A 15,737-nucleotide genomic window follows, 5' to 3' on the forward strand; every position below is an offset into this window, starting at 1 on the left:
CGCGTCCTTTCTTCAGAAGTCGTAACGAACGGAGACCTGGGCATTGCGCCCGGGTGCGGTGTAGGCATCGGCCACCGTGCTGCTGGCGGCCAGGCCGCTGGCATCGGACCAGCGCCAGTACTTCGCGTTGAAGACGTTGTTGAGGTTGGCGTTCAGGGTCACCTGGGGCCGCAGCTTCCAGTGCCAGCCCAGGTCCAGCACGTTGTAGGCCGGTGGGGAGAACTGCGCTGCACCGGTGGAGATGTCGCTGCTGGCCTTGCCGGCGCTGTGCACCAGTTGGGCACGCGCCCCCCAGGTGGCCTGCTCGTGGCGCAGCCCCAGGGCCAGTTTGAAGGGCTGCACCGTGTCCAGCGGGGTCTTCACGCCCTTGGCTTCGCTGTGGCCCTTGGCGTAGGCGAAGCCGGCGGTGGCCGTCCAGCCCCGGTCCAGGGCCCACTCCGAGCGCGCCTCCAGCCCATGGATGCGGGCATTGGCCAGGTTGATGTACTGGAACACCGTCGGGTTGGCCGCCGTGCCGGCGCCCCCCACAGCCTGCTGGCTGATGAAGTCGCGGTAGCGGTTGTCAAAGGCCGCCACCGAGTAGCGCACCCGCTCCAGCCGCCCGCGAAAGCCCAGCTCCAGGCTGTCGGCGTGCTCGGCTTTCAGATTCGCATTGCCGACAGTGGTGTAGCCCGACGCCAGGTTGCTGAAACCGTTGTTGACCTGGTCTGGCGTGGGGGCCCGAAAGCCTTTGGCCCACTGGCCATAAGGCGCGAAGGCAGGCGCCCATTGCCACACCACCCCCAGGCGCGGCGTGACGGCCTGGCCGGACAGGCTGACCGCCGTGCCGCTGTAGCCCGCGGTGGACGGAGAGAGCTTGTAGTGATCGAAGCGCAGGCCCGGGACGATGCTGAACGCCCCGGCCTGGATCTCGCTTTGCACAAAGGCGCCGGCCAGCACGTGGTCGGTGTCCGGGAAGGGCTTGGTCGGAAAGCTTTCGCCAAAGGGCGGCACCGTGCCATCGCGCACGCCGCTGATCTTGCTGCGGCTCCAATCCGCACCATAGGTGAGGCGCTGGTTGAGCCAGCCCGTGAGATTGCTTTCGAGCAGGGTCGAGAAGCCGGCCACCTTGCTGCGGTAGCGGGTGTCACGGGTTCGGTCGGCTGCGGTGTAGCGGTCTTCGGCGCCGTACTGGCTGACCTTGGCGTCTTGCCAGTAGAGGCGGGTTTCGGCGCGCTGAATGCCCAGGGCGTTGAGGTCGTTGAAGCTGTGCTCCAGCGAGAGGCGGTTGCGTTCGATGTGGTCGCGCGCGTCCAGATCGATGACGCTGGTCGAGCTCAGCGGCGGCACGGCCCGGGCCGAGTAGACCTCGGTGTCCTGCTTGCGCTTCTGGGTTTCGAAGGTGAAGCCCAGTTGCTGGGTCGGGTCGATCTTCAGAGACGCCTTGCCCAGCAGGTAGCGGTTGTTGTAGTCCACCGGGTTGGGGGTGGTGCGGTTGGCGTTCAAGGCACCGTTGCTGCCCTGGTTGCCCACCTCGTGGCCCTGGCGGTAGCTGCCCAGCAGCATGCCCTGCCAACGCTCATCGGCGCCGGCCACGCCCAGCGTGTTGGACCAGGACCGGTCCACCGACGCATAGCTGGAGCGCGCAAAGCCCCCCACGGCCTGCCCCGGCTTGAGCAGATCGCCCGGGTCGAGGGTGCGAAAGCTGACCGCACCGGCCAGTCCATCGCTGCCGAACTGGGTGGACGCCGGGCCCCGCAGCACTTCGACGGTCTTGATGCCATCCACATCGAGGTAGTCACCCCGGCCGGAGGCAAACGAGCCGAAGGAGAAGCTGTTGGGCACGCGGATGCCATCGACCAGCATCAGCACCTGGTTGCCCTCCAGCCCCCGGATGTTGATGCCCTCGTTGCCGGCCCGCCCGGTGGAAGCCCCTGCGGCGGTGAAGCGGGTGGGCGCGGCCCGCACGGACACATCGAGCTCATCACGGAACACATCCTTGATGTCGCGGGCGCCGCTCTGCTCGATCTGGGCGGCCGGGGTGACGGTCACGGTGGCGGGCACCTTGTCCACCCGGCGCTCCGAGCGGGTGGCACTGACGGTGACCTCATCGAGGCGGGTGGTCTCGGCCGGTGTCGGCGGAGTGGACTGGGCCAGCAGCAGGGTCGGGGCCGAGCCCCAGACCAGGCCCAGCGCCAGCGCGATCTTCTTCTTGCGCAGCATGGTGGTTCCTAAAACTGAATTTAGGCACTGGCTGGCAAGCGCTTGCTGGTGCAGAGGGTGTGACGATTCAAAGCCCCGGTGGCTCACAACGGCCGGGCGGGCGCAGGTGCGAGGGGCTTGGCGCCGGGCTTTTGCAGCGGCGTTGTTTGCATTCTAGATGAGATTTATTCTTATTTGCGACACATTCAAAAAGGACACTTCTCTCTCATGGGTCTTTTCATTAGATGATAATAGTTATCATTTGATGCTTGAACGGTACTCTGCCCCCTTGACAGGAACGCACCGAGCCAGGCCCCACCCCACCCACGCCCTGTTGCCATGACAACCCAAGAAGCCAGCGCCAAGAACCCGCCGACAGACGCCGCCCGCGCCAAACGCCGCCACCAGACCTACTCGCGCTTTGTGCATTGGGTGCGCAAGACCCACGGCTGGATAGGGCTGTGGGGCGCCTTGCTGGGCCTGGTCTTTGGCCTGAGCGGCATCTGGCTGAACCACCGGGCCGTGCTCAAGCTGCCCTTGAACCAGCAGAAAAGCCATGCCCAGATGGCGCTGGCCGACCCGCCCCCCAACACCCCCGAGGCCATGGGCCAATGGCTGGCCCCCGCGCTGGGCTTATCGGGCCCGCCCAATAGCGTGCGCATCGACCCCGCCAAAGCCCTGCCCTGGGCCGAAAAAGGCGCCAACCAGGGTGAGACACCGCGCCAGCCGGAGCGCTGGGTGTTCAACTTCGGCGGCCCGCACGAGACCGTGCAGGTCGAGTACTGGAAGGGCAACCGCTCGGTCGGCATCAACACCACACAGCACGGCTTCATCGCTGCGCTGACCAATCTGCACAAGGGCACGGGCATGACCGTGCCCTGGATCCTGCTGGTCGACACGATCGCGGGCAGCATGGTCTTTCTGTCGATCTCGGGCGTGATCCTGTGGGTGCAGATGAACCGCCGGCGGGCTGTGGGGGTGGGCATCTTCAGCGTCTCGGTGCTGACGGCGCTGGGCATGGTCCTGGCCCGCCTGTAAGCCGGCACGCGCTCGGCCCAGTTTCAGGGGCCTGCCTCGTCTCATGCCTGACAGCCTCTTCTTTCAGTTTCTCAAAAGCTGACAGACATGACTCCACCCACGCGAGGCGGGCCTGTTTTTATTCACCCACGTGACCGGGATGACCGGGTGTCTCAAACCCCAGGCCAGCCCCGCCGCTGCATCATGTCGCGGCCCATTTCAGCGCTCAATACCGCGTTGCCCAGGCGGAGAGCGGCCGGGTAGGCCAGTTCGTCTTCGGCCCGCAGGTGGGCGCGGTACAGGCTGGCAAAGCCCTCAGCCTGCAGCGACTGGCCCTGACCCGCAGCCACCCGTTCAAGCTGTTGGCGCAGCGCCGCCCAGGCCGGGGCCATGTCGCGGTGCTCCTGCTGCAATCGCCCAGCCAGAGCCACCCAGGCCGGGTTGCCGCTGTGCAACAGCAGCGGGAACACATGCCGCTCCTCGTCTTCATGGTGCAGCGGCGCGGCCAGGTCAAAGTAGCGCATCACGTCGCGTGCCGCCTGCGCAGCCTGGCTGTCAGGCCCCTGCTCACGCAGGTGGGCCTGCAGGCGCTCCAGCAGGTCGAGCATGCGCTGCACCTTGTCATGGCAGGCGGCCAGCATCTCGTAAGGGGCGGCAAAGCCGGCGTCTGGCCCGGGGCGGCCGGGCAGCAAAGAGGGGTTGGCGAGTCGGACAGAGGAGCTCATGGCAGGCAGATCATGCAACAAGAGGGCTCATCATGCGGCAAACACGGGCCGACAGACAGCGCTGATGCAGTGCCCCCCCCTGAGCACGCGGTCGCTCTCGGGGCGATACCGCCCCGGGGCGGACCCAACGCGAGGCCTGGATTGGCGCGCCATCGGATAATCATCCCCATCTCCCCGACGGCCACTTCCGTGACAAAGCAAAGACGCTCCCGACGCTGTTCCGATTGACGGTCCCCCTGCAGAACAAGCCGCCGACAGGGTCCGGGCTGCTCACGCGGCTGGACGTGGCGCGCGGCGCCTGAGTCCGGTCCGCGATCCCTTCAAAGGTCTCCTGTACACGCAACCGTTCAGCGCGAACACCCCACACAGCCCTGCACCATGACTGACTTGACCGCTCTGAAATCCGCGCTCGCCCGCTTTGTCTTTGGTCGTGTCCAGTTCCAGGAAAGTGAGGAGCTGCGCGAGTTCCAGTACAAATTTCTGCTGGCGCTGATGCTGACGGCGGCGGCGTTCACCGCCGCGCTGGTGGCAGCCCATGGGCTCAGAATCAACCCGCTGGAAGGCCCCCACGTCTATTCGATGACGGTTTTCACCGTGCTGGCCCTGGCTTGCTGGGGCGCATTGCGCTCACGGCCCGAGCGTTTTCTCGCCGTGGCCTGGACCTATGAGGCGATCTGCATGCTGGAATACACCTCGGCCTTGGTTTTCGTGCCTGCTGATGAGTTGCGCCTGCTGTGGTTCATGGTGAACATCCCGGGCGTCTTCATTTTGCTGGGGCCGCGCAGCGGCTGGGCCATGACGGGGCTCTCGCTTGTGATTGTGCTGGGCTTGAACCCCTGGCTGGCCCGCCCCTATTCCGGCATCGCACAAGCCACCTTGCTGCTGGCGGTGCTGTATATGAGTGTGATGTTCCATGTGTTTGGCGATCGCTCGGTGTCGTACTTTTCGCGCATGCGCAAGTACAACATCAAGCTGCTCAGGATCGCCTCCCGCGACGCGCTGACGGGCGTGTACAACGCCCGCGCCTACCTGGCCCAGAGTGAGGCCACGATCCAGGGCGGTGCCGGGGCCGGGCATGGCTACTCCGTGCTTTTCGTGGATCTGGACCATTTCAAGCGCGTCAACGATGAACATGGCCACGCGGCAGGCGACAAGGTGCTGCAGGCCGCGGCCAAGACATTGCAAATGGGCGTCAGGCACAACGACATCGTGGGCCGCATTGGCGGTGAGGAGTTCGGCGTGCTGTTGCCGCAGACCGACCTGAGCCAGGCCTTGCGGGTGGCCGAGCACCTGCGACGCAGCATCGAGCAGTTGTCGATCGACGTGGGCGGCCGTTCGCTGCTGATCACGGCCAGCATCGGCGTGGCCCACAGCCCTGACGGCCATGTCGACCTGCAAACCCTCCAGCAACGCGCCGACAGTGCCATGTACCAGGCCAAGGCCGCGGGTCGAAACAGGGTCACCAGTCTGCCCTGAGCCTGAACCTGCAGGGCTGGCAGCATTCGGATTTCCGAACGCTCCCGGGGCAGCGGATTCGGAAATCCGACCGCCATCGCTGACTGGGTCTGAAATTCCCCTTTCAAATCAAGCCTCTTGGGCCCGGCAAGGACTGGCACGCTCCGTGCAAAACAGAAGGCGGCTGCGCCTGGCGTGGCCCTGAATTTCCTGGAGACAAGAACTGACCCGATTCGCGCAGCGCCCCCTTCAACGGGTGGCCGGGCGTGGGCTGGGTGCGGCCTGGTCGACAGGGATTTCCGCCCCCTCGGACGACAGATCGCATCCATCGGAAAACAACATGAAACTCAATCGCTTGACCACCCTGGTCATCCTGGCCATGGTCCTGGGCGTGCTGGTCGGCTATGCCTGCCATGAATACGCACCCAGCCCCGAAGCCGCGAAAGACATCGCGGGCTACTTCAGCATCCTGACCGACATCTTCCTGCGCATGATCAAGATGATCATTGCGCCGCTGGTTTTTGCCACGCTGGCCGCCGGGCTGGCCAACATGGGTGACTCGAAGGCCGTGGGCCGCATCGGCACCCGCGCCGTGGGCTGGTTTCTGAGCGCCTCGCTGGTCTCGCTGCTGCTGGGCCTGGTGATTGCCAACCTGCTGCAGCCCGGCGCCGCCTTGAGCGTGCCGCTGCCCGATGCGGGCACGAGCACCCAGCTCAAGACCGGATCGCTCAACCTCAAAGAGTTCATCACCCAGGTGTTCCCCAAGAGCATCGTCGAGTCGATGGCCAGCAACTCGATCCTGCAGATCCTGGTGTTCTCGCTGTTCTTCGGCCTGGCCCTGGGGCACCTGCACAACCAGGCCGCCCGCTCGCTGGTGGCCACCCTCGACGAGGTGGTGCACGTGATGCTCAAGGTCACCGACTACGTGATGCGCTTTGCCCCCGTGGGCGTGTTCGGTGCCGTGGCCGGCGCCATCACCACCCAGGGCATTGGCATGTTGAGCGTGTTCGGCCGCTTCATGCTGAGCTTCTACCTGGCCCTGGCCGCCCTGTGGCTGGTGTTGATCGCTGCAGGCTACCTGGTGCTGGGCCGCGATGTGTTCCGCCTGGTCAAGCTGGTGCGCACACCGATGCTGATCGGCTTCTCCACCGCCAGCAGCGAATCGGTCTACCCCAAGCTGATGGAACAGCTTGAGAAATTTGGCGTGAGCCCGCGCGTGACCGGCTTCGTGCTGCCGCTGGGCTACTCGTTCAACCTCGACGGCTCGATGATCTACACCACCTTCGCGGCCATCTTCATCGCCCAGGCCTACGGCATCGACATGCCGCTGAGCGCACAGATCACCATGCTGCTGGTGCTGATGGTGTCGAGCAAGGGCATTGCCGGTGTGCCACGCGCTTCGCTGGTGGTGGTGGCCGCCGTGCTGCCGATGTTCAAGCTGCCTGAAGCGGGCGTGCTGCTGATCCTGGGCATCGACCACTTCCTGGACATGGGTCGCACCATGACCAACGTGCTGGGCAACGCGATTGCCACCGCCGTGGTGGCCAAGTGGGAAGGCGCCATTTCGCCCGTGGACCCGGCCCTGGCCGAAGCCGAAGAAGCGCTGCCGGTGGAAGGTGACGACAGCGCCGTGGCCGCCCGCGCCTGAGGCCCTCCAGCCCCCGGGGGCTGGCGGCACTGCTACCATCTCCGCCAGCCGCCCATGCCCCCAAAGTATCTCTTTAGCACCCTTGCACGCCACCTGCAGCGTGCACCGCGCTTTGCCCCCATCCTGTTGCTGCTGCTGGCCCTGATGGGCCTGAGCAGCCTGGGCGCCTACCAGGTGGCACAGCGCCTGGGCCTGGCCGAAATGCAGGCCACCGGCCTGCACCGGCTGGACCTGTATGCCGCCAGCCTGGAGCGCGAGATCGGCAAATACGCCTTCCTGCCCGGCACCCTGGAGCTGCAGGCCGAGGTGCTGGACCTGCTGGCCCACCCGGCAGGCCAGAAGCCACCGAACAAGGTCAATGCCTACCTGGAGCAGCTCAACGACCGGGCCGGCACCCTGGCCATCTATGTGATCAACCCCCAGGGCCTGGTGCTGGCCACCAGCAACTGGCGCCGCGCCGACAGCTACCTGGGTGAGAACCTGTCGTTTCGCCCGTATTTCCGCGATGCCGTGGCCCAGGGCAGCGGCCGCTTCTTCGGCATCGGCACCACCCGGGGTGAACCGGGCTACTACCTGGCTTCGACCCTGGTCGATGCCCACGGCACCCAGGGCATCGCCGTGATCAAGGTCAGCCTGGACCAGCTCGAACAATCCTGGACCACGGTGGAGGCCCCGGTTCTGGTCAGCGACGAGAACGGCGTGGTCATCCTGGGCTCGGTGCCCGACTGGAAGTTCACCACCCTGCGCACGCTGGACGAGGCCACGGCCAAGGCCTTCGACCAGACCCAGCAGTACAACCGCCGCGCCTTGAAGCCCCTGGGCCTGCGTGAGCTGCGCGAGCTGGAGCACGGCGCCCGCCTGGTCAGCATCGCGAAAGAGCGCCCCGAGATGGTCTCGGTCTACCCCGTGGCGGGCCGCTTTTTGGCACAGTCGCGGGCCTTGCCCGGCACCCCCTGGACCCTGACCGTGCTCTCGCACCTGGAACAGGTGGACGAGATTGCCCAAAGCCACGCCCTGATCGCGCTGATTGGCGCGGCCCTGCTGTTCGTGCTGGGCCTGATGCTCAACGAACGCCGCCGCCACCTGAAAGACCGGCTGGCCGCACGCGAGGCCCTGCAGGCCGCCCACGACGAGCTGGAGCGCAAGGTGGAGCAGCGCACGGCCGACCTGTGGGCCAGCAACCACCGACTGCAGGCCGAGGTGACGGAGCGCACCCGCACCGAGGCCAACCTGCGTGCCGCCCAGGACGAGCTGGTACAGGCCGGCAAGCTGGCCGCCATCGGCCAGCTCTCCACCGGCATTGCGCACGAGCTGAACCAGCCCCTGACCGCACTGCGCACCCTGTCGGGCAACAGCCTGCGTTTTCTGGAGCGGGGCGACCTGGCCACCACCCGCACCAACCTCGAACGCATGGCCCAGCTGGCCGACCGCATGGGCCGCATCACCGGGCAACTGCGCTCGTTTGCCCACAAGTCGCCCGTGGCCAGCCGCCCCGTGCCGCTGGACCAGGCGGTGGCCAATGCCCTGGCCGTGCTCGAAGGCCGCCTCGCCGAAAGCCACGCCACCCTCCAGTGCCCCGCCAGCAGCCCCTGTCCGGTGGCCCTGTGCGACGGCAACCGACTGGAACAGGTGCTGATCAACCTGATCGGCAATGCGCTCGACGCGGTGCACGCCCCCGAGCGGCCGCGCATCGACATCCGCTGCAGCCAGCAGGCCGACCGGGTGCAGGTGCAGGTGCGCGACCATGGCCCCGGCCTGGCCGAGGCCGTGCAGGCCCACCTGTTCGAACCCTTCTTCACCACCAAGGAGGCCGGCGTGGGCCTGGGCCTGGGCCTGGCCCTGTCGGCCGGCATCGTGCGCGAGTTCCAGGGCAGCCTGAGCGGGGCCAACCACCCCGAGGGCGGCGCCGTGTTCACCCTGGAACTGCCCAGGGCCCCCGACGAGCCCTCTGACACAATGAGCCCCCCCCCCATGACTGATGCCCTCAAAGTCCTGATCATCGAAGACGACCCCGACATCGTGCTGGGTTGCGAGCAGGCACTGCAACTCGAAGGCATTGCCTGCGACAGCGTGGGCAGCGCCGAGGCGGCGCGACGACGCCTGGGGCCCGACTTTGCCGGCATCGTGGTCAGCGACATCCGCCTGCCGCGCTGCGACGGCCTGGCCTTCATGCGCGAATTGATGGCCCTGGACCCCGAGCTGCCCGTGGTGCTGATCACCGGCCACGGCGACATTGCCATGGCCGTGCAGGCCATGAAAGACGGCGCCCACGATTTCATCCAGAAGCCCTTCGCCCCCGAGTACCTGGTGGGTGCGGTGCGCCGCGCGCTGGAGAAGCGTCGCCTGGTGCTGGAGGTGCGCGAGTTGCGCCGCCAACTGGCCCAGCGCGACACCATCGAAGGCCAGTTGCTGGGCCAGGCACCCGGCATGCAACGCCTGCGCCAGATGCTGGCCGGCCTGGCCAGCAGCGCGGCCGATGTGCTGATCCAGGGCGAGACCGGCACCGGCAAAGAGCTGGTGGCGCGCTGCCTGCACGAGGCCAGCCCGCGCCGCCAGGGCAACTTTGTGGCCATCAATTGCGGCGGCCTGCCCGACACCCTGTTCGACAGCGAGATGTTCGGCCACGAGGCCGGGGCCTACACCGGCGCGGCCAAGAAACGCATCGGCAAGATCGAGCACGCCAACGGCGGCACCCTGTTCCTCGACGAGATCGAGAGCATGCCGCTGGGCATGCAGATCAAGCTGCTGCGCGTGCTGCAGGAGCGCACGCTGGAGCGCCTGGGCTCCAACACGCTGATCCCCATCGACTGCCGCGTGATCGCCGCCACCAAGACCGACCTGCTGACCCTGGCCGACCAGGGCCGCTTCCGGGCTGATCTGTACTACCGGCTGAGCGTGGCCACCGTGGCCCTGCCGCCGCTGCGCGAGCGGCGCGAAGACATTCCCTTGTTGTTTGAACACTTTGCGCTGCAAGGTGCCGCCCGGCACCAGCGCTCGGCCCCCGAGACCAGCGCCGAGCGCATGCGCCAGCTCATGGCCTACCCCTGGCCCGGCAATGTGCGTGAGCTGCGCAACGTGGCCGAGCGCTGCGTGCTGGGCATCGAAGCAGGCTCGCCGCCGTTTTCAGGCGCCACCGGCCCGGCCACGGCCCAGCCATTGGCCGGCACGGTCGAGGCCTTTGAGCGGGCCCTGATTGCAGACGCCCTGCGCCGCCATGGCGGCAGCCTGGCGCGCAGCGCCGAGGCCCTGGGCGTGGCCAAGACCACCTTGCACGACAAGATCCGCAAGCACGGGCTGGATCAGGGCGGCGTCTGAGCCTTCGCCAGCGATGCGCGGCGGGCTCAGTGCGCCTGCCGCTGCAGCTCTTGTGCCAGCTCCTTGATGAGCTTCACCAGGGTCATCAGGTTGAATGGCTTGATCAGGTACTCGTCCGCGCCCGCCTCGAAACCTTCGTAGTGATGGTCCAGGCGCTCGCGGGCACTGACGATGATGATCTTGGGTTGCGGGCCGCCCCTGGCGCGGATGGCCCGGCACACATCGAAGCCCGACATACCGCCGGGCATCATCACGTCCAGCAAGATGATGTCCGGCTTTTTTTGCTCCCAGAGGGCCAGGGCCTGTGGGCCGTCACAAGCCTCATGGACCTCCTCGGCCACGCCTTCTGTGGCCATGCGCAGGAGCTGGCGGATGTCCTCTTGGTCGTCGACGATCAGCAGTTTGATCATTTTCCCGCCTCGGTGTTGGCGTGGTGGATTCAGGTCACAGAGCCACGCGTTGCACATGCAGGCGCCCCTGCCAGCAGGCAGGCGGGCGCCGGGAAACCCATTATCCACGCCAGCGCTGGCACCCAACTGGGTGGCGCTGAGCGTTGACTCAGAACGACTCCCAGTCTTCATTGCCCCCGGCGGTCGACCTGGCCGAGCTGGTCAGCGCCGGGCTGGGCGCCTTCGCCAGACTGGGCTTTCTGGGTGCGGTGGCCTTGGGCAGCGGTGCAATGGCCGGCGCCTTGTTGAACTGGCGCGAAGGCAGCGGTGCAGCGCTGGCCTGCCCCACCCGGCTGGGCTGGCCGTCGATCTTGAACACCGACACCAGCTCGGCCAGGCGCTGCGACTGGTTCTTCAGGCTGTCGGCGGCCGCCGCGCTCTCTTCGACCAAGGCCGCGTTCTGCTGCGTCACCTGATCGAGCTGGTTCACCGCGTCGCCAATCTGGCTGATGCCGCTGCTCTGTTCCATCGAGGCGCTGGAGATCTCATTGATCAGTTGGCTCACGCGCTTGACCTGGTCCACGATGCCTTCCATGCTCTGGCCGGCCTCGTCGACCAGGGTGGTGCCGTTCTCCACTTTCTCGACACTGGCGCTGATCAGGCTCTTGATCTCCTTGGCAGCCTCTGCTGAACGACCAGCCAGACTGCGCACCTCGCTGGCCACCACGGCAAAGCCCCGGCCTTGTTCACCGGCTCGGGCCGCTTCCACGGCGGCATTCAACGCCAGGATGTTGGTCTGGAACGCAATGCCATCGATCACGCCGATGATGTCCGAGATCTTCTTCGACGAGGCCGAGATGTCCTGCATGGTGGCCACCACCCGGCCCACCACGGCGCCGCCCTGCTCTGCCGCCTGCGTGGCCTCGCTGGCCAGGCGGTTGGCCTGCTGCGCCGTGTCGGCGTTGGTCTTGACGGTGCTGTTGAGCTCTTCCATCGAGGCCGCCGTCTCTTCAAGGTTGCTGGCCTGTTGCTCGGTGCGTTGGCTCAGGTCGGCGTTACCGGTGGCGATCTCGGCCGAGCCGGTGGCAATGCTGTCGCTGCTCAGACGCACCTGCCCCACGATGTCGACCAGGCGGTCGTTCATGTGCTGCAGGGCGCGCAGCAGGTTGGCGGGCTCGTCGCGGCCCTGGATGTCGAACTTCGAGGTCAGGTCGCCCTGGGCCACCGCCTCGGCCACCATCACGCCGGTGCTCAGGGGCTGCGTGATGGAGCGGGTGACCAGCACGGCCAGCACGCCCCCCATCAGCACCGCCAGAGCGATCATGCCACCCGACACGAGCAAAGCCTGCTGGTAGCTGGCCGCCGCCGCTGCGGTCGACTTGTCCGCGCCTTCGACATTGATGGTGACGATCTTCTCTATCCCCGCGGTGACCGCAGAGAAAGCCCGTGCATTGTCACCCACCGCCATCTTCCGAGCGGCGTCCTGATCGCTTGCGCCGCCAGAAGACAGCTGCAGCTGTTTCTTCTCCAGGCCATGCCATTCCTCGAAATTGCTGCGTACCTTCTCGAAAGCCTGTTTTTCCTCGGCAGAAACGATCATGGGTTCGAACTGAGCGAAGAGCTTGGGCAGCTTCTGCAGTAGCTCTTCTTCGCTCAGCTTTTGCTGTACCTGCTTGCTCTCGGGGCTGTCTTCCAAAAGGTGGCGCAGCCCAGCGCGACGGGCCCTGTTCAAAGACGCACGCATGTCACCCAACACCTTCACGCTGGGCAGCCAATTGGTGCCCAGGTCCTTGGCATAAAAGTTGGCCTGGCTGGTCTGGTAGATGCCAAAACCACCCAGCAAGGCCAGCAGCAACAGCACGGCGGCAAATGCCAGGCCCAGGCGGGCGCCAATCTTCAGTTGTCTCAGGGTATTCATGATGGTCTCTCTTGGTCGAGGAATGTTCGAAATCACTTTTCATCATAGATATAAAACAATGATTTACAAGCATTGCTATCAATTTAATTGATTTTTAAGATACTTATTTGCCAAATAACTCACGTCATCGCGGTTTCCTCCATACGAAAATCCGCTTAAATAGCTTTATTGATATTTTTGTTCTTCAGAAGAACCAGACCAGCATCTGCTTTTTGCATCCAGCTGTATCGGCGACCATCAGGGCTCCCCAAGCCAAAGTCTCCAAACCACCCATGAACGCCCCCACCCACCTCTACCTGGCCGGCTTTGACGTGTTCCGACCCGACGCCGCCCAACACGGCCTGGCCCTGCAGCAGCTGTGCCGCCAGCACGGCTTTGTGGGCCACTACCCCACCGACCCCAGCCCGCCGCCCGATCTGCAGGGCACCGCGCTGGCCCACTGGATCCTGCAGAGCAACCTGGCCGCCATCCGGCAGGCCGATGCGGTGCTGGCCAACCTCAACCCCTTTCGGGGGCTGGAACCCGACTCGGGCACCGCCTTTGAAGTGGGCTTTGCCCACGCCCTGGGCAAGCCCGTGTGGGCCTATGTGGATGACGACCGCACGCTGCTGCAACGTGTGCCCCACGAGGCTGGGCCCGATGGCCGGCTTTACGACGCCCAGGGCTACCAGGTGGAAGACTTCGGCCTGCCGCTCAACCTGATGCTGGCCTGCAGCGTGCGGCTGGTGCGCGGCGATGCGGCGGCCTGCCTGCAGGCCATGGCAGCGGACAGGACGACCCGGCCAAACTGAGGCCAACGCGCAGCGCATCTCGATATGCGGAAATCGCACTTCGCCCAAGGCCCGGCTCAGGCTGCAATACCGGTTTGCCTGACGCCCAGGCCCACCACCCAACACCCGCACCCGAGTACCCGCCATGCCTCACATCCGCCGCACCGCCCCAGCACGCCTGGCCCCACACGCCCCCACCCGCCGCCTGATCGGGCTGGGCGCCTTGCTGCTGCCCCTGTTTCTGAGCGCCCTGCCCGCCACTGCAGCGGCCACCGATCTGAGCGTGGGCTTCATGCCCGGGCCCTACCGCGACGCTTTCAGCAAGGGCATCGAGCCGCTGCTCAAGAAGCAGGGCTACAACATCCGCTACGTCGAATTCAGCCAGGGCGTGCAACCCAACGATGCGGTGGAGCGCGGCCAGATCGACGCCAACATCTTCCAGCACACCCTGTACCTGGAGTCGACCAACAAAAGCCAGGGTTTTGACCTGGTGCCCATCGTGAACGTGCCCACGCCGCCCATGGGGCTGTACTCGTCCCGCCACAAGAGCCTGGCCGCCGTGCCCAACGGCGCCACCGTCACGCTGCCGGCCGACCCGGTGAACGCGGCCCGAGCCCTCAACATCCTGGCCGGCCTGGGCTGGGTGCAGCTCAAGCCCGGCGTCAACCCGACCAGTGTGTCGGAGCGCGATGTGGTGGCCAACCCCAAGCAGCTCAAGCTGGTGCCCCTGGACGCTGCCCAGGCACCGCGCTCGCTGGCCGATGCCGATCTGGCCGCCGTGCAGGGCAACTTCGCCATCGCCTCGGGCCTCAAGCTGACCGAAGCGCTCAAACTCGAGGACATGACCCAGCCCTATGTGAACGTGGTGGCCGTCAAACGCAGCAACCAGAACGCGAAGTTCGCCAAGGACATCGTGGCCGCCTACCAGTCGGCCGAGTTCCAGCAGTTCTTCCGCGCCAACCCGCAATGGGCGGGTTACCGCCTGCCCGACTACTTCAGCAAATAAGCCTCCCCCGACCCCGGGCATGCGCGCATCGACAGATGCCGCAGCCCGGTTTACGCTGGTGCCCAAAGCCGGCCCCCTCTGCCCCCCGCACCCGATTCATGACCCTCATCCCCCCGCCCGAAGCCCATACAAGCCAGAACCCCGCCTTGAACCAAGCCCTGCAGACGGCCGACACCCTGGCACGCCAGTTCGCCACCAGCGCGGCCGAGCGAGACCTGGCCGGTGGCACCCCCCAGGCCGAGCGCGATGCGCTGCGGGCCAGCGGCCTGCTGGCCCTGTCGGTGCCCACTGAGTTCGGGGGCCTGGGCGCCGATTGGCGCACCACCCTGGGCGTGGTGCGGCGCCTGGCCCAGGCTGACAGTTCGCTGGCCCATGTGTTCGGCTTTCACCACCTGATGCTGGCCACCGTGCGCCTGTTTGCCGAGCCCGCCCAGTGGCAGCCCTGGCTGAGCCAGACCGTGCAGCAGCGCTGGTTCTGGGGCAATGCCCTGAACCCGCTGGACAAGCGCACCACCGTGCAACACCACACGGGCTGGCACACCTTCTCGGGCCGCAAGAGCTTTTGCTCGGGCTCGGCCGACTCCGACATGCTGATTGCCTCGGCCCTGGACGAGGCCACCGGCAAGCTGCTGATCGCCGCAGTGCCCACGGGGCGCACCGGCATCACCCTGCACGGCGACTGGGACAACATGGGCCAGCGCCAGACCGACAGCGGCAGCGTCACCTTCGACCAGGTGCGGGTGGATGCGCACGAGCTGCTGCTCAAGCCCGGCCCGCTCAGCACGCCCCAGGCCTGCCTGCGGCCGCTGCTGGCGCAACTGATCTTCAGCCACCTATTCCTCGGCGTGGCCGAGGGTGCTTTTGAAGAGGCACGCCGCTTCACCCGCACCGAGTCGCGCCCCTGGTTCAAGTCAGGGGTCAGTGAAGCGGGGCAAGACCCCTATGTGCTGGCCCACTATGGCGAGTTCTGGGTGGGCCTGGAAAGCAGCCGGCTGCTGGTCGAGCGGGCTGCGGCCTTGTTCGATGCCGCCTGGCAGCAGGGCGATCAGCTCACGGCCGAGCAACGGGGCCAGGTCGCCGTGGCCGTGTCCACCGCCAAGGTGGCCAGCAGCCGCCATGGGCTGGACCTGAGCAGCCGCCTGTTCGAGGTGACCGGCGCCCGCGCCACCCAGGGCGCCCTGCGCCTGGACCGCTTCTGGCGCAACCTGCGCACGCAAAGTCTGCACGACCCCATTGACTACAAACTCAATGAGCTGGGCCAATGGGCGCTCAACGAGCAACTGCCGCCGCCCAGCTTCTACTCCTGAAGCAAC

At 66.3% G+C, this 15,737-nt stretch carries 11 protein-coding genes and 1 pseudogene; 8 read left to right on the top strand and 4 right to left on the bottom strand.

Annotated features, from left to right (window positions below):
* Positions 1-12: 12 nt before the first annotated feature.
* On the bottom strand, positions 13-2,202 hold the full coding sequence (locus F624_RS0125945; protein ID WP_019577304.1) for a TonB-dependent hemoglobin/transferrin/lactoferrin family receptor: 2,190 nt from the start codon (positions 2,200-2,202) through the stop codon (positions 13-15).
* Between the two features lie 318 nt (positions 2,203-2,520).
* On the opposite strand from F624_RS0125945, the gene F624_RS0125950 reads away from it, so the two are divergent.
* Positions 2,521-3,219, top strand: coding sequence for a PepSY-associated TM helix domain-containing protein (locus tag F624_RS0125950; protein WP_019577305.1), 699 nt, complete (start codon positions 2,521-2,523; stop codon positions 3,217-3,219).
* Positions 3,220-3,371: 152 nt separating this feature from the next.
* Here the strand turns inward: F624_RS0125950 and F624_RS0125955 are convergent, their stop codons facing one another.
* Positions 3,372-3,923, bottom strand: a complete 552-nt coding sequence (locus F624_RS0125955) for a hemerythrin domain-containing protein (protein WP_051107520.1) — start codon at positions 3,921-3,923, stop codon at positions 3,372-3,374.
* A 378-nt stretch (positions 3,924-4,301) separates the two neighbouring features.
* Here F624_RS0125955 and F624_RS0125960 point away from each other — a divergent pair, with 378 nt between their 5' ends.
* The 4 genes and pseudogenes from F624_RS0125960 to F624_RS35110 all read left to right on the top strand — a co-directional run bounded on the left by F624_RS0125960 (position 4,302) and on the right by F624_RS35110 (position 10,341).
* Positions 4,302-5,399, top strand: a complete 1,098-nt coding sequence (locus F624_RS0125960; protein WP_019577307.1) for a GGDEF domain-containing protein — start codon at positions 4,302-4,304, stop codon at positions 5,397-5,399.
* A 319-nt stretch (positions 5,400-5,718) separates the two neighbouring features.
* A complete protein-coding gene (locus tag F624_RS0125965; protein ID WP_027474323.1) occupies positions 5,719-7,026 on the top strand; it encodes a dicarboxylate/amino acid:cation symporter in 1,308 nt (435 codons plus the stop codon).
* Positions 7,027-8,085: 1,059 nt separating this feature from the next.
* Positions 8,086-8,949: pseudogene (locus tag F624_RS36055) on the top strand (sensor histidine kinase); the annotation flags it as partial.
* 48 nt (positions 8,950-8,997) lie between these two features.
* Positions 8,998-10,341 (top strand): sigma-54-dependent transcriptional regulator, encoded by a 1,344-nt coding sequence (locus tag F624_RS35110; RefSeq protein WP_031256327.1) that lies wholly within the window; start codon positions 8,998-9,000, stop codon positions 10,339-10,341.
* A 26-nt stretch (positions 10,342-10,367) separates the two neighbouring features.
* Here F624_RS35110 and F624_RS0125980 read toward each other — a convergent pair whose 3' ends face one another.
* Positions 10,368-10,751, bottom strand: coding sequence for a response regulator transcription factor (locus tag F624_RS0125980; RefSeq protein WP_019577310.1), 384 nt, complete (start codon positions 10,749-10,751; stop codon positions 10,368-10,370).
* A gap of 148 nt (positions 10,752-10,899) precedes the next feature.
* Positions 10,900-12,648 (bottom strand): methyl-accepting chemotaxis protein, encoded by a 1,749-nt coding sequence (locus F624_RS0125985; RefSeq protein WP_019577311.1) that lies wholly within the window; start codon positions 12,646-12,648, stop codon positions 10,900-10,902.
* Positions 12,649-12,920: 272 nt separating this feature from the next.
* Here F624_RS0125985 and F624_RS0125990 point away from each other — a divergent pair, with 272 nt between their 5' ends.
* From F624_RS0125990 to F624_RS0126000, 3 genes are all read left to right on the top strand, one after another.
* A complete protein-coding gene (locus F624_RS0125990; protein WP_019577312.1) occupies positions 12,921-13,439 on the top strand; it encodes a nucleoside 2-deoxyribosyltransferase in 519 nt (172 codons plus the stop codon).
* A gap of 124 nt (positions 13,440-13,563) precedes the next feature.
* Positions 13,564-14,424: a MetQ/NlpA family ABC transporter substrate-binding protein gene (locus F624_RS0125995; protein ID WP_019577313.1), complete on the top strand. Its 861-nt coding sequence runs from the start codon at positions 13,564-13,566 to the stop codon at positions 14,422-14,424.
* A gap of 98 nt (positions 14,425-14,522) precedes the next feature.
* Entirely contained in the window at positions 14,523-15,731 is a 1,209-nt protein-coding gene (locus F624_RS0126000) for an acyl-CoA dehydrogenase family protein (RefSeq protein ID WP_019577314.1), read from the top strand.
* Positions 15,732-15,737: the final 6 nt, after the last annotated feature.

The sequence above is a fragment of the Curvibacter lanceolatus ATCC 14669 genome (genome assembly GCF_000381265.1).
GTDB classification, from domain to species: Bacteria; Pseudomonadota; Gammaproteobacteria; order Burkholderiales; family Burkholderiaceae_C; genus Curvibacter; species Curvibacter lanceolatus.